The organism is Streptomyces sp. NPDC048383 (genome assembly GCF_040651775.1).
Taxonomy (GTDB): Bacteria; Actinomycetota; Actinomycetes; order Streptomycetales; family Streptomycetaceae; genus Streptomyces.
Map to the genome: position 1 here is coordinate 1 of NZ_JBEZKS010000099.1, position 16,527 is coordinate 16,527.

14 protein-coding genes are annotated in these 16,527 nt (G+C 72.4%); 10 read left to right on the forward strand and 4 right to left on the reverse strand.

Annotated elements, in window-relative coordinates; all coding sequences use genetic code 11:
• Positions 1 to 902: YhjD/YihY/BrkB family envelope integrity protein (locus AB0D46_RS36935; RefSeq protein WP_362884288.1), on the reverse strand; the 902-nt coding region annotated here is incomplete at its 3' end.
• A 460-nt stretch (positions 903 to 1,362) separates the two neighbouring features.
• Here AB0D46_RS36935 and AB0D46_RS36940 point away from each other — a divergent pair.
• Positions 1,363 to 1,749 (forward strand): NlpC/P60 family protein, encoded by a 387-nt coding sequence (locus AB0D46_RS36940; protein WP_362884303.1) that lies wholly within the window; start codon positions 1,363 to 1,365, stop codon positions 1,747 to 1,749.
• Positions 1,750 to 1,831: 82 nt separating this feature from the next.
• Here AB0D46_RS36940 and AB0D46_RS36945 read toward each other — a convergent pair whose 3' ends face one another.
• Entirely contained in the window at positions 1,832 to 2,068 is a 237-nt protein-coding gene (locus AB0D46_RS36945) for a chaplin (RefSeq protein WP_362884305.1), read from the reverse strand.
• A 180-nt stretch (positions 2,069 to 2,248) separates the two neighbouring features.
• Positions 2,249 to 3,232 (reverse strand): aldo/keto reductase, encoded by a 984-nt coding sequence (locus tag AB0D46_RS36950; protein ID WP_362884290.1) that lies wholly within the window; start codon positions 3,230 to 3,232, stop codon positions 2,249 to 2,251.
• Positions 3,233 to 3,371: 139 nt separating this feature from the next.
• Between AB0D46_RS36950 and AB0D46_RS36955 the strand changes: the two genes are divergently transcribed.
• A complete protein-coding gene (locus tag AB0D46_RS36955) occupies positions 3,372 to 3,962 on the forward strand; it encodes a TetR family transcriptional regulator (RefSeq protein ID WP_362884291.1) in 591 nt (196 codons plus the stop codon).
• A gap of 24 nt (positions 3,963 to 3,986) precedes the next feature.
• Here AB0D46_RS36955 and AB0D46_RS36960 read toward each other — a convergent pair whose 3' ends face one another.
• A complete protein-coding gene (locus tag AB0D46_RS36960) occupies positions 3,987 to 5,666 on the reverse strand; it encodes a BCCT family transporter (protein ID WP_362884293.1) in 1,680 nt (559 codons plus the stop codon).
• Between the two features lie 243 nt (positions 5,667 to 5,909).
• Between AB0D46_RS36960 and AB0D46_RS36965 the strand changes: the two genes are divergently transcribed.
• From AB0D46_RS36965 to AB0D46_RS37000, 8 genes are all read left to right on the forward strand, one after another.
• The gene (locus AB0D46_RS36965; RefSeq protein ID WP_362884295.1) at positions 5,910 to 7,190 is read left to right on the forward strand and encodes a ClC family H(+)/Cl(-) exchange transporter; all 1,281 of its coding nucleotides are present in this window, start codon (positions 5,910 to 5,912) and stop codon (positions 7,188 to 7,190) included.
• 63 nt (positions 7,191 to 7,253) lie between these two features.
• Entirely contained in the window at positions 7,254 to 8,582 is a 1,329-nt protein-coding gene (locus AB0D46_RS36970) for an ion channel protein (RefSeq protein ID WP_362884297.1), read from the forward strand.
• Positions 8,583 to 8,795: 213 nt separating this feature from the next.
• Positions 8,796 to 10,280: an aldehyde dehydrogenase family protein gene (locus AB0D46_RS36975; protein ID WP_362884298.1), complete on the forward strand. Its 1,485-nt coding sequence runs from the start codon at positions 8,796 to 8,798 to the stop codon at positions 10,278 to 10,280.
• Between the two features lie 16 nt (positions 10,281 to 10,296).
• Complete coding sequence (locus AB0D46_RS36980) at positions 10,297 to 11,874, forward strand: GMC oxidoreductase (protein ID WP_362884300.1); 1,578 nt, start codon at positions 10,297 to 10,299, stop codon at positions 11,872 to 11,874.
• On the forward strand, positions 11,871 to 12,977 hold the full coding sequence (locus AB0D46_RS36985) for a glycine betaine/L-proline ABC transporter ATP-binding protein (RefSeq protein ID WP_362884302.1): 1,107 nt from the start codon (positions 11,871 to 11,873) through the stop codon (positions 12,975 to 12,977). Before AB0D46_RS36980 ends, AB0D46_RS36985 begins: the two co-directional genes overlap by 4 nt.
• Before the next feature lie 187 nt (positions 12,978 to 13,164).
• Positions 13,165 to 15,090 carry an ABC transporter permease subunit gene (locus AB0D46_RS36990; protein ID WP_362884307.1) on the forward strand — a complete coding sequence of 642 codons (1,926 nt, stop codon included), beginning with the start codon at positions 13,165 to 13,167 and terminating at the stop codon, positions 15,088 to 15,090.
• 157 nt (positions 15,091 to 15,247) lie between these two features.
• Positions 15,248 to 16,129, forward strand: coding sequence for an ABC transporter substrate-binding protein (locus AB0D46_RS36995; RefSeq protein WP_362884309.1), 882 nt, complete (start codon positions 15,248 to 15,250; stop codon positions 16,127 to 16,129).
• A 143-nt stretch (positions 16,130 to 16,272) separates the two neighbouring features.
• Positions 16,273 to 16,428: a DUF6131 family protein gene (locus tag AB0D46_RS37000; protein WP_362884311.1), complete on the forward strand. Its 156-nt coding sequence runs from the start codon at positions 16,273 to 16,275 to the stop codon at positions 16,426 to 16,428.
• Positions 16,429 to 16,527: the final 99 nt, after the last annotated feature.

The window sequence follows — 16,527 nt, forward strand, 5'->3', positions numbered from 1 at the left end:
TCCTTCTTCTCTGCCCCGGCCCCCCGCGGGGGCGCCCCCCCCGCCCCCCCCCCCCCACCCCGGGGGTCTTGCGGTGTGCCGAGCCGGTGCGCGGCCCGCCGCTCGTGGGCCAGTACCCGGCCCACGGCGATGCCGACGGTGACGACGACGAAGAACCCGATCAGCCAGGACAGCACGACGAAGACCAGCCCCAGCCCGCCGAACTGCTGCAGGCTGCGGTCGACGGCGCGCGGCATGTAGTACCGCGACCCGAGGGTGACGGCTTGCACCCCGAAGGCGACGAGGACCGCGCCGGGCAGCAGCGGCAGCCACGGCACCCTGGATCCGAGCAACAGGTGCTGGGTCCACCACCACAGCAGGGTGCCGCTGACCAGGGAGAGCACCGCGCCGACGACGAGCCCGGCGCCGAACGCGTCCTGGACCGGGCCCTGGAAGAGCAGCGCGGTCATCCACACCCCGAGCCAGGCGACCCACCGCCAGGCCGCGAGCCGGGCTCCGGCCTTCGGCAGGTGCCATGACCGTTCGCAGGTGGTCTGGAGGGCCCGGCTGCAGGCGGTGGCGGACAGCAGGGTCACCACCACGCCCACCGCGCCGGTGCCGGCGACGGCCACCGTGTCGCCGGCGGCGTACACCGCGCGGACCTGATCGAGGGCGGTGTCCGTCATGCCCAGGGTGGTGCTGATCGTCCGGATGAGTTCCTGGCGCATCCATTCGGGGGCGAGTGCGCCGATCACGAACAGCGCGGGAATGGCCCCGAGGAAGGCTTGTGCGGCCAAACGGGTGGCGCAGTCCAGCACGTGGACCCGTGCGAGCTGCTCCAGGACCCGGCCGAGGAACGGCGCGTACGTGCGCATCCAGGCCGGCACGACGAAGCGGCGCGGCCAGAGGCGCGTTCCGGGCACGGTGACGGCTCCTTCCGGGGGAACGGGCGCCCTTCCACCTGCGGCGGCGCCGTCCACGAGCAGGATGCGGGATCGGCCGTGGCGCGGCACCCCGGGCGCCGGCGGGCCCCGTTTTCCGCTCGCCGCGCGGCCCGCGAAGGACAGCCACCACCAGGTGTTTTTCCATATGTTCGCGAATCCGTTACAGAACCGATACATCTGCACCCATGTCCGGACCTGAATTTCGGGCGGCTTCGGAGAAAACTGTCCGCCGTTGCGTTCCAGGAATGACATCCGAGAAAGCAGGACCTTCACAGGTATCCGAACGACCTCAAGTCCACCCGAACGCGGAGGTATCACGATGTCCGTCTGCAGGAATGACTCCCATAAAGCCCGAGAGGCTCTCCGAGTTGTCAGCCGCACCGTCGGATTCCGTCCCCCTCGCCTTTTGTTGCTCCTCTGCCTGCTGACCGCGGGCACCCTGGCCGGGCCGGTAGCACCGGCCGAAGCGGCCACACCGTACGGCGCGGAGGCGTTGGCCGTGGCGGCCTCGAAGGAAGGTGCCCCTTATGCGCGCGGCGCAATGGGACCCAAAAGGTTCGACTGCTCGGGACTGACCCTGTATTCGTTCCGCAAAGCCGGGAAACAGCTCCCCCGTACCGCTGAGCAGCAGTACGAGCACACTTCCCACGTTTCCCGCGACAAACGCGCATTGGGTGATCTTGTGTTCTTCCCGCAGGGCTCCACCGTGGAACACGTGGGCATTTATGCCGGTCACGACAAGATCTGGCACGCGCCCCGTCCGGGCACCCGGGTACGACTGGAACGCATTTGGAGCAAGAACGTCCGCTACGGCCGGGCCGGGTGACCCGATGACGGCATGAGGAGGCCCCGGCCCCTCCCGGAACCGCCCGGACGGGGGCGGACGGGAGGGGCCGGGGCCGGGGGGATCAGTCGTTGTAGCAGACGTTGCCGACGGCCGGGTTCAGCAGGCCGATCACGTTCACGCTGTTGCCGCAGATGTTGATCGGCACGTGGACCGGGACCTGGATCAGGTTGCCGGACAGGACGCCGGGCGAGCCGGCGGCGATCCCGTCCGCCTGGGCATCGGCGGACGCCGCCGAGGCGCCGCCCAGAACCGCCATGCCGACCGCCAGGGCAAGACCCGCGCTCTTCCACATTCGCATCACGCGTACATCTCCTCGCAACTGCCGCAGCGGCGCGTCCGCGCGCCGCACGGCCCCGGGCCGGGGCCGTCCCCCTCTCATCGGCAGCATCGGGCGCCCAGCCCCGTCCCGGGAGGACGCTTTCCCCCTAAGGAGTGCCGGTGCGCCACTGATCGGCCGTACCGCGGGCACCCGGGGCCATCAGCCGCCCAGGCCCTTCATCAGCTCGGGTGCGTAGCGGTCGCCGGAGGCCACGCCGAGCGGGGCCACCGCCTCGATGCGGGCGAGGTCCTCGTCGCCGACCTCGACTGCGGTGGCGGCGACGTTCTCCTCCAGGTAACGGCGGCGCTTGGTGCCCGGGATGGGCACCGCGCCCTGGCGCAGCGTCCAAGCGAGGGCCAGCTGGGAGGGGGTGACGCCCTTCTCGGCGGCGAGGCTGCGGAGCAGGTCGACGACGGCGAGGTTGCGGTCGAAGTTCTCGCCCTGGAAGCGGGGGTCGGTGCGGCGGAAGTCGTCGGCGGCGAAGTCGTCGGGGCTGGTGAGGGCGCCGGAGAGGAAGCCGCGCCCGAGCGGCGAGTAGGCGACGAGGCCGATGCCGAGTTCGTCGAGGGCGGCGCGGACGCCGTCCTGTTCGATGCCGCGCTCGAAGAGGCTGTACTCCGTCTGCACCGCGGCCAGCGGGTGCACTGCGTGGGCCCGGCGGATGGTGGCGGGCGCGGCCTCGCACAGGCCGATGTGACGGACCTTGCCGGCCGCGACGAGCTCCGCCATCGCGCCGACGCTCTCCTCGACGGGGACCCGGGGGTCGATGCGGTGGAGATAGTAGAGGTCGATGTGGTCGGTGCCCAGGTGGCGCAGCGAGCGGTCGGCGGACCGGCGGATGTACTCCGGGGTCGCGTTGTGGCCGCGGAACTCGCCCTCGTCGGTGAACTCGATCCCCGTCTTCGTGGCGACGACGGCGGAGTCCCGGCGGCCTGCGAGGGCCCTGCCGAGCAGCTGCTCGTTGTGGAAGGGGCCGTAGCCCTCGGCGGTGTCGAGCAGGGTCACGCCCAGCTCCAGGGCGCGGTCGATGGTGGCCAGCGATTCGGTGTCGTCGGTGGCTCCGTAGTGGGCGCTCATGCCCATCAGGCCGAGACCTTCGGCGCCGACCTGCAGGCCGTGGCCGCCCAGTGCGCGCATGTCCATGGTGTTCTCCTCGGGAGTGTCCGGTGGTGTCCGGGTACGTCAGTGGCTGGAAACGAAAGTAACTAACTGGATAGGTAGAGCATGCACGCAACCAGCACAGCATGTCAATAACTGGATAGTTACTTGCTAGGCTGCCGCCATGGCACGGGATTCCAGCGCAACCAAGGCACGGCTGCTCGACGCGGCTTTCTCCGAGTTCGCGGCCCACGGCATCGCCGGAGCGCGCGTGGACCGGATCGCCGAGGCGGCCCAGGCGAACAAGCGGCTCATCTACGTCTACTTCGGCAACAAGGAAGAGCTCTTCGACGTGGTGCTCCAGCGGGCGCTGGAGGCGGGCTCGGAGACCGTCCCCTTCCGCGCCGAGGACCTGCCCGGGTACGCGGGGGCGGTCTTCGACCATCTCGTGGAGCGACCCGACCTGATGCGCCTGGTGCTGTGGAAGCAGTTGGAGCGGCCGGGTTCCACAGCGGCGGAGGTGGAGTCCTACACCGCCAAGATCGGCGTGGTGGAGCGGGCCCAGCAGGAGGGGTGCGTCGATCCGGCGATCGACCCCGTCGACCTCCTCGTGCTCGTCATGGGCCTGTCCCAGGCCTGGTTCGGCGCGCTCGGCGGACCCGCGGCCGGCGGCGCCGGCGCGGGCTGGACGCAGGAGCGGCTGGCCCGGCACCGCGCGGCCGTGGTGGAGTCCGTACGCCGGATGACCGCCCCGCCGAGCGACCCGGCCGGCTGAGCGGGGCGGCCCGTCCGGCCGGCGTCACGTCGCGTCCTCCAGGGGGGACGGCCGGTCGGCGTCCGGTTCGGGGCCGTTGCCCGGCCCGATGCGGAGTTCGAAGTCGCCGTCGTACTCCTCGTGGCCGGCGACCACCGCCTGGGCGACGGCCTCCTCGCCCATCTCGCCGCGCACGATCAGCGGGTCCCGGCGCAGGTCGCGCAGGAGGGCCACGCACATGCCGATCATCACCACGGTGAACGGGGCCGCCACCAGGATGGTCAGGTTCTGCAGCCCGGCGAGCGCGTCTCCCTTGCCGTTGCCGATGAGCAGCATGACGGCCGCGACGGCGCCGGTGACCACGCCCCAGAACACGACGACCAGTCGGGCGGGTTCGAAGGTGCCCTTCTGCGAGAGCGTGCCCATCACGATGGACGCGGCGTCCGCTCCCGAGACGAAGAAGATGCCGACGAGGAGCATCACCAGCAGGCTCATCACCGTCGGGATGGGGAACTGCTGGAGCAGTCCGAAGAGTTGCCCCTCGGGTGTGCTCTCGCCACCGAGTCGGCCGCTCTCCTGGAGCTTCATCGCCGTGCCGCCGAAGATGGCGAACCACAGCAGGCTGACGGTGCTCGGGACGAGGATGACCCCGCCGATGAACTGGCGGATCGTACGGCCGCGGCTGATGCGGGCGATGAACATGCCGACGAACGGGGTCCAGGAGATCCACCAGGCCCAGTAGAAGACCGTCCAACTGCCCAGCCAGGTGGCGACCTCGCCGGCGCCGGTGGCCTCCGTACGGCCGATGAGCTGCGGCAGGTCGCCGAGGTAGGCGCCCAGGGAGGTGGGGAGCAGGTCGAGCACGATGATCGTCGGCCCGGCGACGAACACGAACACGGCCAGCACCAGGGCGAGGACCATGTTGATGTTCGACAGCCACTGGATGCCGCGCTCGACGCCGGAGACCGCCGAGCCCACGAACGCGACGGTGAGCACGGCGATGACGCCGACGAGGAGGCCGGTGCTGACCGAGTTCATCCACCCCAGCTCCTGGAAACCGCTGCCGATCTGCAGGGCGCCGAGGCCCAGCGAGGCGGCGGAGCCGAAGAGGGTGGCGAAGATGGCCAGGATGTCGATGACCCGGCCCGCAGCGCCGTGGGCGTGCCGTTCGCCGATGAGCGGCTCGAACACGGCGCTGATCGTCTGGCGGCGTCCGCGCCGGAACGTGCTGTAGGCGATCGCGAGGCCGACGACGGCGTAGATCGCCCAGGGGTGCAGCGTCCAGTGGAAGAGGGTGGTCGCCATCGCCGTCTGCATGCGTTCGGCGGAGTCGACGGGGTGGGTGCCGGGCGGGGGCTTGTCGTAGTGGGCCAGCGGCTCGCTCACGCCGTAGAACATGAGCCCGATCCCCATGCCGGCGCTGAACATCATCGCGACCCAGGACACGGTGCGGAACTCGGGTTCCTCGCCCTGGCGGCCGAGCCTGATGCGGCCGTACCGGCTGATGGCCAGCCACAGCGCGAACACGACGAAGCCGCTGGCGGCGAGCATGAAGGCCCAGCCGCCGTTGTGGATCAGGCCCTTCAGCAGGCTGCTCGACACGCTCTCCAGCGAGTCGGTGGCCAGGGCACCCCAGAGCACGAAGGCGAGCGTCAGGACCGCCGTGACGCCGAAGACCACCGTGTCCGTACGGGAGCGGGGGCCGGCCGGTTGCTCTTTCGACAACGAGGTCCCCTCTCACGCGTGACCTCGTTCGACGTGGCCACGCAGGAACGTTTGCGTGGATACCTGACCTATCACGCTTCGCGGGCGGAACCGGGCTCATCCTCGCCGCGGCCGGGCACGCCGCCGGGCCGTTGGCCCAGTCGGGGCCGCTTTCGGCGCGGCCGCCACGATGTCCGGGGCGGCGCCGGGGTCGCGGGTCAGTCTCGGACGGGACGAACCACGGCCCGGCGGAGGTGACCACGCATGCCCGGTGCTCGCCGCAGCGGATCGGTCGTCCACCTGGTGGGGGCGCTCGCCGGCTGCGTCGTGGGCCTGGTCGGCGGAGCCTTCCGCTGGTGCCTGGAACGGGCCGAGACGCTGCGCGGCTCGCTGCTGGACGCCTCCCGGGACCTCGGCGTCGCCGGCCTGCTGGTCCCGGTCGCCCTCGCGGCGGGGGGCGCCGCCCTCGCCTGCGCGATCGCCCGGCGGGTGCCGGCCGCCGCCGGCAGCGGCATCCAGGACGTGGAGGCCGTGTGGCACGGGGAGCGGGAGCCGCCGCGCCTGTGGCCGCTGGTGCCGGCCAAGTTCGTGGGCGGCGTGATCGCCATGGGCTCCGGCCTGCTGCTGGGCCGCGAGGGGCCCACCGTGCACATGGGCGCCGCGATCGGCACCGAGGCGGGACGTCGGACGCGGCTGGACGAGCGGGACGTCACCCTGCTGCACACCTCGTTGGCCGGGGCCGGGCTCGCGGTGGCCTTCACCGCCCCGCTCGGCGGAGCCGTGTTCGTCTTCGAGGAGGTGACGCGGACGGTCCGGGCCCGCCTGGTCCTGCTCACCCTCATCGGCACCGCCACCGCCGTCGGCTGCGCGCAGCTGATCCTGGGCGACCGGACCGTCTTCGCGATGCCCGACCCGGTCCCGCCGCCCTTGGCGCTGCTACCGGTCTTCCTGCTGCTGGGCGCCGCGACCGGCGTCCTGGGGGTGGGCTACAACCGACTGGTCGTCGGCGCCCTGGCCTACTGCGACGGCGTCACCCGGGTCGGGCCGGTGGCGCGGGCGGCCGTCATCGGGGCGGTCGTGGGCCTGCTGCTCGGCATCGATCCGTCGCTGGGCGGCGGCGGGGAGCAGCTGAGCGGGCTGCTGGTGGACGGCGAGGTACCGGTGGTGACCGTCCTCGCGGGCTACCTGGTGGTGCGCTTCGTGGCCGGGCCGCTGAGCTACGCGGCCGGCGCGCCGGGTGGCCTGTTCGCTCCGCTGCTGGCGCTGGGCGCCCTGTGGGGAGCGCTCCTCCACGGCCTCGCGGATCCGGTCCTGCCGGGCGGGACGGGAGCGGCGTCGTTCGCGGCCGTGGGCATGGCGGCGTTGTTCGCGGCGGTGGTGCGGGCGCCCCTGACCGGGGTCGTGCTGGTGGTCGAGATGACGGGGACGACCTCGTTGCTCGTTCCGCTGCTGACCGCCTGTTTCGCGGCGACGTTGACCGCCGACCGGCTGGGGAGCGTTCCCGTCTACGACACCTTGCGGGTGCGCATGGCGCGGTCCTCCTGAGGACGCCGCCGCCTTCTCGGGACGGAACCCACATGGACTTCCGATGTGTCAGGTTTTGGGGTGATGGCCCGTTACGTTGATCCGGTGACCGCCCCCGCACCGGCCGCCGCCCTCCCGCCGGCCTCCCCCGTCAGGGCCCTGCTCCTGTTGGTCCTGCCCGCGCTCGTGGTCGGCGTGGGCTCCAGCCTGCTGCTGACGGGCGTCAGCGAACTGGCCGACCTGCTGAAGAACGTCCTGTGGGAGACCCTTCCGGACGCGATCGGGGTGGGCCGCTGGTCCGTCGCGTGGACCCTGACCGTCCTGACCGTGACCGGTCTCGCGGTCGGGCTCGTCGTGTGGAAGGTCCACGGTCATGCCGGGCCGGACCCGGCGACCACCGGGCTGGTCGACCCGCCGCTGCCGCCCGCGGTCATTCCCGGCCTGCTGCTGGCGACCGTGCTGTCGCTGGCCGGCGGCGTCAGTCTGGGCCCGGAGAACCCGATCACCGCCGCGAACATCGCCCTCGCCTTCTGGCTGGGCCGCACGTTCATGCCGGCCGGCGCCCCGCAGCTGTGGGTGGGGCTGGGCGCCGCCGGCACGGTAGGGGCGCTGTTCGGGACCCCGGTCGCGGCCGTACTGATCCTCACCGAGTCGATGGTGTCGGGGCCCCGGCAGCCCCCGGCGGTGCCGGGCGGGAAGCCGCCCACACTGTGGGACCAGCTCTTCGCCCCGCTGATCGCCGCGGGCGCGGGCGCGCTGACGAGCCGGCTGATCGAGGCGCCCGTCTTCGGGCTCCCGCTGCCGCCCTTCACCGGCCCCGGCTGGGCCGACCTGCTCGGCGCGCTCGTGGTCTCCTCGGTGGGCGCCGCCCTCGCCATGGTGGCCGTCCACGCCTTCCCCCACGTCCACCGGGCCTTCCACCTGCTGCCGCACCCGGTGCTCGCGCTGGCCCTGGGCGGTGTGGTGCTGGGTTTGCTGGCGGCGCTCGGCGGGCGGCTGACCCTGTTCAAGGGGTTGGAGGAGATGGGCGAGCTGGCCGCCGATCCGGGTGCCTACTCCGTCGGCGCGCTGGTCCTGATGACCGTGGTGAAGCTCGCTGCCGTCCTGGTGGCCTGCGGGTCCGGGTTCCGCGGCGGCCGGATCTTCCCGTCCGTCTTCGCGGGGGCCGCGCTCGGGTTCGCGGTCAGCGCCCTCGTCCCGTCGGTGCAGCCGCCGGTCGCGGTGACCTGCGCGGTGCTGGGCGTCCTGCTGGCCGTCACCCGGCAGGGCTGGGTCAGCCTGTTCACCGCCGCGATCCTGGCGCCGGACCCGGGGCTGCTGCCGCTCCTGTGCGTGGGGCTGCTGCCCGCCTGGCTGCTGGTCAGCGGGCGTCCGCAGATGCAGCTGACGGAGGCAGGGGTACCGCTGCGCTGACCCGGTGTGACGCCGCGCGTCCACCGCGTACCGCTCCGTCGGCCCGGCATTCCCCCGCTCGCCCCGCTTCCGCACCTCACATCGATTGCCGAGAGTGACACCGGTCACTTCAAGTGACGGATGGGACATGACCTGTGGAGGGTGGGGCAAGCGAGGTCATTGCCAGCTCACCGTGGGTCCGCCGCGGTGGCACAAGCGGAGGTACAGCGCGTCGTGTCGGAGCGAAAGACCATCTACACAGCCGGGGCTTGGCGGTCCGCGGCCTCGGGAGCGACCCGGGAGGTACTGGACCCGGCGGACGGGTCCGTCCTCGCCGTGGTGGCGGAGGGCGGCACCACCGACGTCGACGCGGCCGTGAGCGCGGCACGCGACGCGTTCGACCTCGGCCCGTGGCGCACCGTCCCGGCCCGCGAGCGGGCGGCGCTGCTGCACCGCACCGCCGATCTGCTGCGCCGCGACCGCGACCGCATCGGCCTGATGGAGAGCCTGGACGCGGGCAAGACCCTCGAAGAGGGCCGCGCGGACGTGGACTGCGTCGTCGACGCGTTCCGCTACTTCGCCGGCCTCGTCGCCGGTGAGGACGCGGGGCGGGTCGTGGACGCGGGCAACCCCGACGTGCACAGCGTCGTCGTCCACGAGCCGGTCGGGGTCTGCGCCTTGATCACGCCCTGGAACTACCCGTTGCTCCAGGCCAGTTGGAAGATCGCGCCGGCGCTGGCCGCGGGCAACACCTTCGTCATCAAGCCGAGCGAGATCACGCCGCTGACCACGGTTGCCCTGATGGAGCTGCTCGCCGAGGCCGGTCTGCCCGACGGGGTGGCCAACCTGGTCACCGGAGCGGGCGATCCCGTCGGTGCGCGCCTGTCCGCCCATCCCGACGTCGACCTGGTGTCCTTCACCGGTGGGCTCGTCAGCGGTACGAAGGTCATGCGCGCGGCCGCCGAATCGGTGAAGAAGGTCGCCCTCGAACTCGGCGGCAAGAACCCCAACGTGGTCTTCGCCGACGCCTGCGCCACCGACGAGGGCTTCGACACCGCCGTCGACCAGGCCCTGAACGCGGCGTTCATCCACAGCGGCCAGGTCTGCTCGGCCGGTTCGCGCCTCATCATCGAGAAGTCGGTGCACGAGCGCTTCGTGACGGAACTCGCCCGCCGCGCCGAGCGGATCCGCATCGGCCGCGGCACCGATCCGGGTGTCGAGTGCGGCCCGCTCGTCTCCGCCGCGCAGCGCGAGCGCACCGAGTCCCACGTCGCCGACGCGCTCGCCGAGGGCGCCGTCCTGCGGGCCGGTGGCGAACGCCCCGACGGGCCCGGCTACTTCTACCGCCCCACCGTCCTCGACCACTGCCACCGGCGGATGCGCGTCGTGCGCGAGGAGGTGTTCGGCCCGGTGCTGACCGTGGAGACCTTCCGCAGCGAGGAGGAGGCCGTCGCCCTCGCCAACGACACCGAGTACGGCCTCGCCGGCGGCGTCTGGACGTCCGACGCGGGTCGCGCCCGCCGGGTCGCCGGCCGCATGCGGCACGGCACCGTCTGGATCAACGACTTCCACCCCTACCTGCCGCAGGCCGAGTGGGGCGGTTTCGGGAAGTCCGGGATCGGGCGCGAGCTCGGCCCCTCCGGGTTGGCCGAGTACCGCGAGTCCAAGCATGTGTACCAGAACCTCGCCCCGCGCCCCGTGCGCTGGTTCGCGGGTTGAGGAGGCAGGAGAAGCGATGAGCACGACCACCCCCCACCATCAGGACCGACCCGCGTCCGGCGGGTCCTCGTCCGTGCAGGAGTACGACTACGTCATCGTCGGCGGTGGCACCGCCGGCTCCGTGATCGCCTCCCGGCTCACCGAGGACCCGGACGTCACCGTCGCCGTCATCGAGGGCGGGCCGAGCGACGTGGACCGCCCCGACGTGCTGACGCTGCGCCGCTGGATGGGCCTGCTCGGCGGTGAGCTCGACTACGACTACCCCACCACCGAGCAGCCGCGCGGAAACTCGTACATCCGGCACAGCCGGGCGCGCGTCCTCGGCGGCTGTTCCTCGCACAACACCCTCATCGCCTTCAAGCCGCTCCCCTCCGACTGGGACGAGTGGTCGCGGGCGGGCGCCGAGGGTTGGCACGCGGCGGCCATGGACCCGTACTTCGACCGGCTGCTGAACAACGTGGTGCCGGTCGCCGAGGCGGACCGCAACGCCATCGCCCGCGACTTCGTGGACGCGGCCCGGGAGGCCCTGGGCGTGCCGCTCGTGGAGGGCTTCAACAGCAAGCCGTTCCACGAGGGCGCCGGGTTCTTCGACCTGGCCTACCACCCGGAGACCAACAAGCGGTCCTCGGCCTCGGTGGCGTACCTGCACCCGGTCATGGACGAACGGCCGAACCTGCGGATCCTGTTGGAGACCTGGGCGTACCGCCTGGAGCTGGACGGGACGCGGGCGCGCGGCGTCCACGTCCGCTCGGCGGACGGCACCCGGTCGCTGGTGACCGCCCGGCGCGAGGTCGTCGTGTGCGCGGGCGCGGTGGACACCCCGCGCCTGCTGCTGCATTCGGGCATCGGCCCCCGCGAGGACCTGGAGGCCCTCGGGATCCCGCCGGTCCACGACCTGCCCGGGGTGGGCGAGAACCTGCTGGACCACCCCGAGTCCGTGATCGTCTGGGAGACGGACGGCCCGATACCCGAGAACTCGGCCATGGACAGCGACGCCGGCCTGTTCGTGCGGCGCGACCCGGACTCCCCGGGTCCCGACCTGATGTTCCACTTCTACCAGATCCCCTTCACGGACAATCCGGAGCGGCTGGGCTACGAACGCCCGGCGCACGGCGTCTCGTTGACCCCCAACATTCCCAAGCCCCGCAGCCGCGGCCGCCTCTACCTGACGAGCGCGGACCCGGAGGTCAAACCGGCCTTGGACTTCCGCTACTTCACGGACGAGGACGACTACGACGGTCGCACCCTGGTGGACGGCATCAAGCTGGCCCGCCGGATCGCGGCGACGGAGCCGCTGGCCGGTTGGCTGCGCCGCGAGGTCTGCCCGGGACCGGAGATCACCGACGACGAGGCCCTCAGTGCGTACGCCCGCTCGGTGGCGCACACGGTCTACCACCCGGCCGGCACCTGCCGGATGGGCGCCCCGGACGACGAGGAAGCGGTCGTGGGGCCGGACCTGAAGGTCCGCGGTCTCGAAGGCATCCGCATCGCCGACGCCTCCGTATTCCCGACGATGCCCGCGGTGAACCCGATGATCGGAGTGCTCATGGTCGGCGAAAAGGCAGCCGAGTTGCTGGGCGGTGAGTCCCTGTGACCAGCACCGCCACCCGTACCGACACCGGCTCCGGCGCGCCCGGGGGCGACGGCGCCCCCGTGTTCGGCGTGCAGGGCCTGTGGAAGGTCTTCGGGCCCGAGCGGAAGGCCGCCCGGGTCCCCGGATCCGAGGACGCCTCGCTGCCCGCCGCGGAACTGCGCGAGCGGACCGGCTGCACCGCCGCCGTCCGCGACGTCACCTTCGACGTCCGCAAGGGAGAGGTGTTCGTCGTCATGGGCCTGTCCGGCTCGGGCAAGTCCACCCTCGTGCGCTGCCTGACCCGGCTCATCGAGCCCACGGCCGGTTCCCTGTCCATCGACGGCGAGGACGTCCTCGCCATGGACGCGGGTCGGCTGCGCGAACTGCGCCGCCACCGGGCCGCGATGGTCTTCCAGCACTTCGGTCTGCTGCCGCACCGCACCGTCCTCGACAACGTCGCCTACGGCCTGGAGATCCAGGGCATGCGCCGCGCCGAACGGCGCGCGAAGGCGGCCGAGATGGTGGCCAAGGTCGGCCTCGAAGGCCTGGAGAACCGGCGCCCCGGCCAGTTGTCCGGTGGACAGCAACAGCGCGTCGGGCTCGCCCGCGCGCTGGCCGCCGATCCCGAAGTGCTCCTGTTCGACGAGCCGTTCAGCGCCCTCGACCCGCTGATCCGACGCGAGATGCAGGACGAGGTGGCCCGGCTCCACCACGAGGAGGGCCGCACCATGGTCTTCATCACCCACGACCTGTCGGAAGCCCTGCGCCTCGGTGACCGGATCGCGCTGATGCGCGACGGCCGCATCGTCCAGCTCGGTACCCCCGAGGAGATCGTGGGCTCGCCCGCCGACGACTACGTACGGGACTTCGTCCGCGACGTGCCGCGCGAGCAGGTCCTCACCGTGCGCGGCGCCATGCGCCCCGCCATGGTCGGCGAGGACGCCCAGGGGGTCGCCCTCGCCCCCACCACCACCGTCGCCGAGGCCATCGAGGCCGTCGCCCGCAGCGGCGCGCCCGCCCGGGTCGTCGATCGGGGCCGGTGCCTGGGCGTCGTCGACGACGCCGCCCTGCTCGCGGTGGTGGCCGGCCTTGCGGCCCCGGCCGGACGAGGGGTGGCGGCATGATGACGCGCCGACCCCGTGGCAACGCCGCCGACACCGGGCGGTGGTGCGGATGACCACGACGACCAGACCCGTACGGGAACCCGGTCGCCGGGACCGTCCCCCGACCTCCGACCGACCGGACCGCGGCGGGCACCCGCCCCGACCCGGCGCCGGCTCCGCCGTCTCCCCCGGCGGTCGCCTCACGGCGATGCTGTTCCACCACCGCGCCGGCCGCAGGGTCCTGCCCCTCGCCGTCGCCGCGCTGGTGCTGATACCGCTCGCCTTCGCCTTCCCCGGCTCCGGTAGCTGGCCGGCGGCCCTGTCCGTGGACCTCTCCGGACCGCTGGGCCGCGCCGGTGACTGGATCGTCGACAACCGGGACGGCCACCCGCTCTTCCTCTACTTCTTCGGGCACATCAGCAACGCCGTCGTGGTGTCCGTGCGCGCCGTGTACGTCGTCCTGCTCGCCGCCGGCTGGACGGGCGTCACCGCCCTGGCCGGACTCGTAGCCCTGCGGCTCGCGGGCGTACGGCTCGCCCTGACCTGTGTCGCGGCCTTCGCCGCGTGCGGGCTCCTCGGCATGTGGGTGCCGACGATGCAGACCCTCGCGCTGATGGTCGTCGCCGTCGCCGTGTCCGTCGTCGTCGGCGCCCTGCTCGGTCTCGCCGCCGGGCTCTCCTCGCGCGCCGACCGCCTGCTGCGGCCCGTCCTGGACACCATGCAGGTGCTGCCGGCCTTCGCGTACCTGCTGCCGATGGTGCTCGTCTTCGGCATCGGCGTACCCGCCGCGGTTCTGGCGACCGTGGTGTACGCGGCCCCACCGATGGCCCGACTCACCGCGCTGGGCCTGCGCGGGGCGGACGCCGGGGTGCTGGAGGCCTCGGCCTCGCTCGGCGCGACCGGCCGCCAGCGGCTGCTGACGGCGCGGATCCCGCTCGCCCGCGGCCAGCTGCTGCTGGGCGTCAACCAGGCCATCATGATGGCCCTCTCGATGGCCGTCATCGCCTCGGTGATCGGTGCGGGCGGCCTCGGCGACCGGGTCTACCAGGCCCTCGCCTCGGTCGACGTCGGAGCCGCGCTCGCCGCCGGCATCCCGATCGTGCTGCTCGCCGTGGTCCTCGACCGCACGGCCGACGCGGCCGGCCGCCGACTGGGCACCGCCCCGGTCCCGCCCGAGGAACAGCCCCTGCTGCGCCGGGTGTTCGCGGGCTGGTACGGGCGGCTCCTCACCGTGCTCACCGCCGTCGCCGCCGCCGTGGTGGGTCACATGGCGGGAACGACCCTGTGGCCCGGATCCTGGACCGTGCCGATCGCCGAGCCCGTCAACCGGGCGGTCGCCTGGATGACCGACCACCTCTACTCCGGCGTGCCCGTGGTCGGCGGCACCGCCGACTGGGCGGCCCGCTTCACCGGCTGGATCCTCGACCCGCTGCGCGCGGGGCTGGAGGCCGCCCCCTGGTGGGCGCTGCTGCTGCTCACCGGAGTGATCGGCGTCCTCGTCGGCACTTGGCGGACCGCGCTGACCGCGGTCCTCGCGCTGGCCGCGATCGGCGTCCTCGGGGTGTGGGAGCCCTCCCTCGACACCCTGTCCCAGGTGCTGGCGGCCGTCGCCGTCACCCTCGTACTCGGTTTCGCGATCGCCGTCGGCGCCGCCCGCAGCCCGCGCGCGCAGCGGCTGCTGCGGCCGGTGCTCGACGTCTGCCAGACCATGCCGCAGTTCGTCTACCTGATCCCGGTCGTCGCGCTGTTCGGCGTCGGCAGGGCTCCCGCCGCGGCCGCCGCGGTCGTGTACGCGCTGCCCGCCGTCGTCCGCATCACCACGCAGGGCCTGCTCGACGTCAACCCCGCCGCCGTGGAATCCGCCCGCTCGCTGGGCGCGACCGGCGCGCAGCAGCTGCGGCAGGTCCGACTGCCTTTGGCCCGGCCCGCGTTGCTGCTGGCGGTGAACCAGGCGGTGGTCCTCGTACTCGCCGTGGTCATCATCGGTGGCCTGGTGGGCGGCGGCGCGCTCGGCTACGACGTCGTCCTCGGCCTCGCCCAGGGCGACCTCGCCACCGGACTCGTCGCCGGCGCGGCGATCGTCTGCCTCGGCCTGATGCTCGACCGCGTCACCCAGCCCGCGAAGGAGGCCTGACATGAACGAGCGCCACCACGCGGGTCGCCGCGTCCGCCCGGGCCGTGACGTCCGTACCGCCCGCGGCGGCGTCCTCGGGCGTCGGGGCGGTCGGCTCGCCGCCGTGTTCGCCGCGGGTACGGCCCTGGCCGTGCTGACCGGCTGCGGCGCGGCCGACATGACCCGGCAGGCCTCGCCGTACGCGGCCGCCGAGGGCGCGAAGACGGTCACCCTGTCCGTCCAGTCCTGGGTCGGGGCGCAGGCGAACACCGCCGTCGCCTCCTACCTGCTCGAACACGAGCTGGGTTACCGCGTCGACACCGTCCAGGTCGACGAGGTCCCGGCGTGGGACGCCCTCAGTCAGGGCCGGGTCGACGCGATCCTGGAGGACTGGGGCCACCCCGAGCAGGAGAAGCGGTACGTCGAGGAGAAGAAGACGATCACCCCGGGCGGTGACCTCGGCGTCACCGGCCACATCGGCTGGTTCGTGCCGACGTACTTCGCCGAGGAACATCCGGACGTCACCGACTGGAAGAACCTCGACAAGTACGCCGACCAGCTGCGCACCCCCGAGAGCCGCGGCAAGGGGCAGCTGATGGACGGCTCCCCCTCGTACGTCACGAACGACAAGGCGCTGGTGAAGAACCTCGGGCTGGACTACGAGGTGGTCTTCGCGGGCTCCGAGGCGGCGCAGATCACCCAGATCAAGCAGTTCGCGAAGGAGCGCAAGCCGTTCCTCACCTACTGGTACAAGCCGCAGTGGCTGTTCGAACGGGTCCCGATGACGGAGGTGAAGCTGCCCGAGTACAAGGAGGGCTGCGACGCCGAGCCGGAGAAGGTGGCCTGCGCCTACCCGCACACCCCGCTGCAGAAGTACCTGAACACGCGGTTCGCGGAGCGGGGCGGCGAGGCGGCCTCGTTCCTGAAGAAGTTCCGCTGGTCGGTCGAGGAGCAGAACGAGGTGTCGCTGATGATCGCCGAGGAGAAGATGGCGCCGGCGGAGGCCGCGAAGAAGTGGGTGGAGCGCAACGAGAGCACCTGGCGGGCGTGGGTGAACTGAGGGGACCGCGCCGAACGGGGGACGCCTCGATCGGGGGGTGTGCGGGGCCCGATAGCGGGTAGGCGCAGCACGTGATCACCTCCGTGACCGCTCCGGAAGTGCGCACCACCCGGAAGAAGCATCAAGAGAAATCGGAGGGCAACATGATCGTCATCGGCCTCATTCTGCTCATCATCGGCTTCGTCACGGGCATCAGCATCCTGTGGACCATCGGCGTGATTCTCCTCGTCGTCGGGGCGATCCTGTGGATCGCCGGCTCCCTCGGCCACGCCGTTGGTGGACGCAAGCACTACTGGTAGGGACCGGGGCATCAGTCACCACTAGTCCTCCGTCGGTGTGGGGGGGGGCCCGCCCGGGGGGGGGCGCCCCCCCCACCTGGGCGGGGCGCGGGGGGTACG

What these genes read in the sequence shown, in the direction of transcription:
- AB0D46_RS36990 (WP_362884307.1), top strand. Translation starts at nt 13,165, where the DNA reads ATGCTGTTCCACCACCGCGCCGGCCGCAGGGTCCTGCCCCTCGCCGTC.
- AB0D46_RS36980 (WP_362884300.1), top strand. Translation starts at nt 10,297, where the DNA reads ATGAGCACGACCACCCCCCACCATCAGGACCGACCCGCGTCCGGCGGG.
- AB0D46_RS36995 (WP_362884309.1), top strand. Translation starts at nt 15,248, where the DNA reads ATGACCCGGCAGGCCTCGCCGTACGCGGCCGCCGAGGGCGCGAAGACG.
- AB0D46_RS36950 (WP_362884290.1), bottom strand. Translation starts at nt 3,232, where the DNA reads ATGGACATGCGCGCACTGGGCGGCCACGGCCTGCAGGTCGGCGCCGAA.
- AB0D46_RS36965 (WP_362884295.1), top strand. Translation starts at nt 5,910, where the DNA reads ATGCCCGGTGCTCGCCGCAGCGGATCGGTCGTCCACCTGGTGGGGGCG.
- AB0D46_RS36970 (WP_362884297.1), top strand. Translation starts at nt 7,254, where the DNA reads ATGGCCCGTTACGTTGATCCGGTGACCGCCCCCGCACCGGCCGCCGCC.
- AB0D46_RS36945 (WP_362884305.1), bottom strand. Translation starts at nt 2,068, where the DNA reads ATGCGAATGTGGAAGAGCGCGGGTCTTGCCCTGGCGGTCGGCATGGCG.
- AB0D46_RS36955 (WP_362884291.1), top strand. Translation starts at nt 3,372, where the DNA reads ATGGCACGGGATTCCAGCGCAACCAAGGCACGGCTGCTCGACGCGGCT.
- AB0D46_RS37000 (WP_362884311.1), top strand. Translation starts at nt 16,273, where the DNA reads ATGATCGTCATCGGCCTCATTCTGCTCATCATCGGCTTCGTCACGGGC.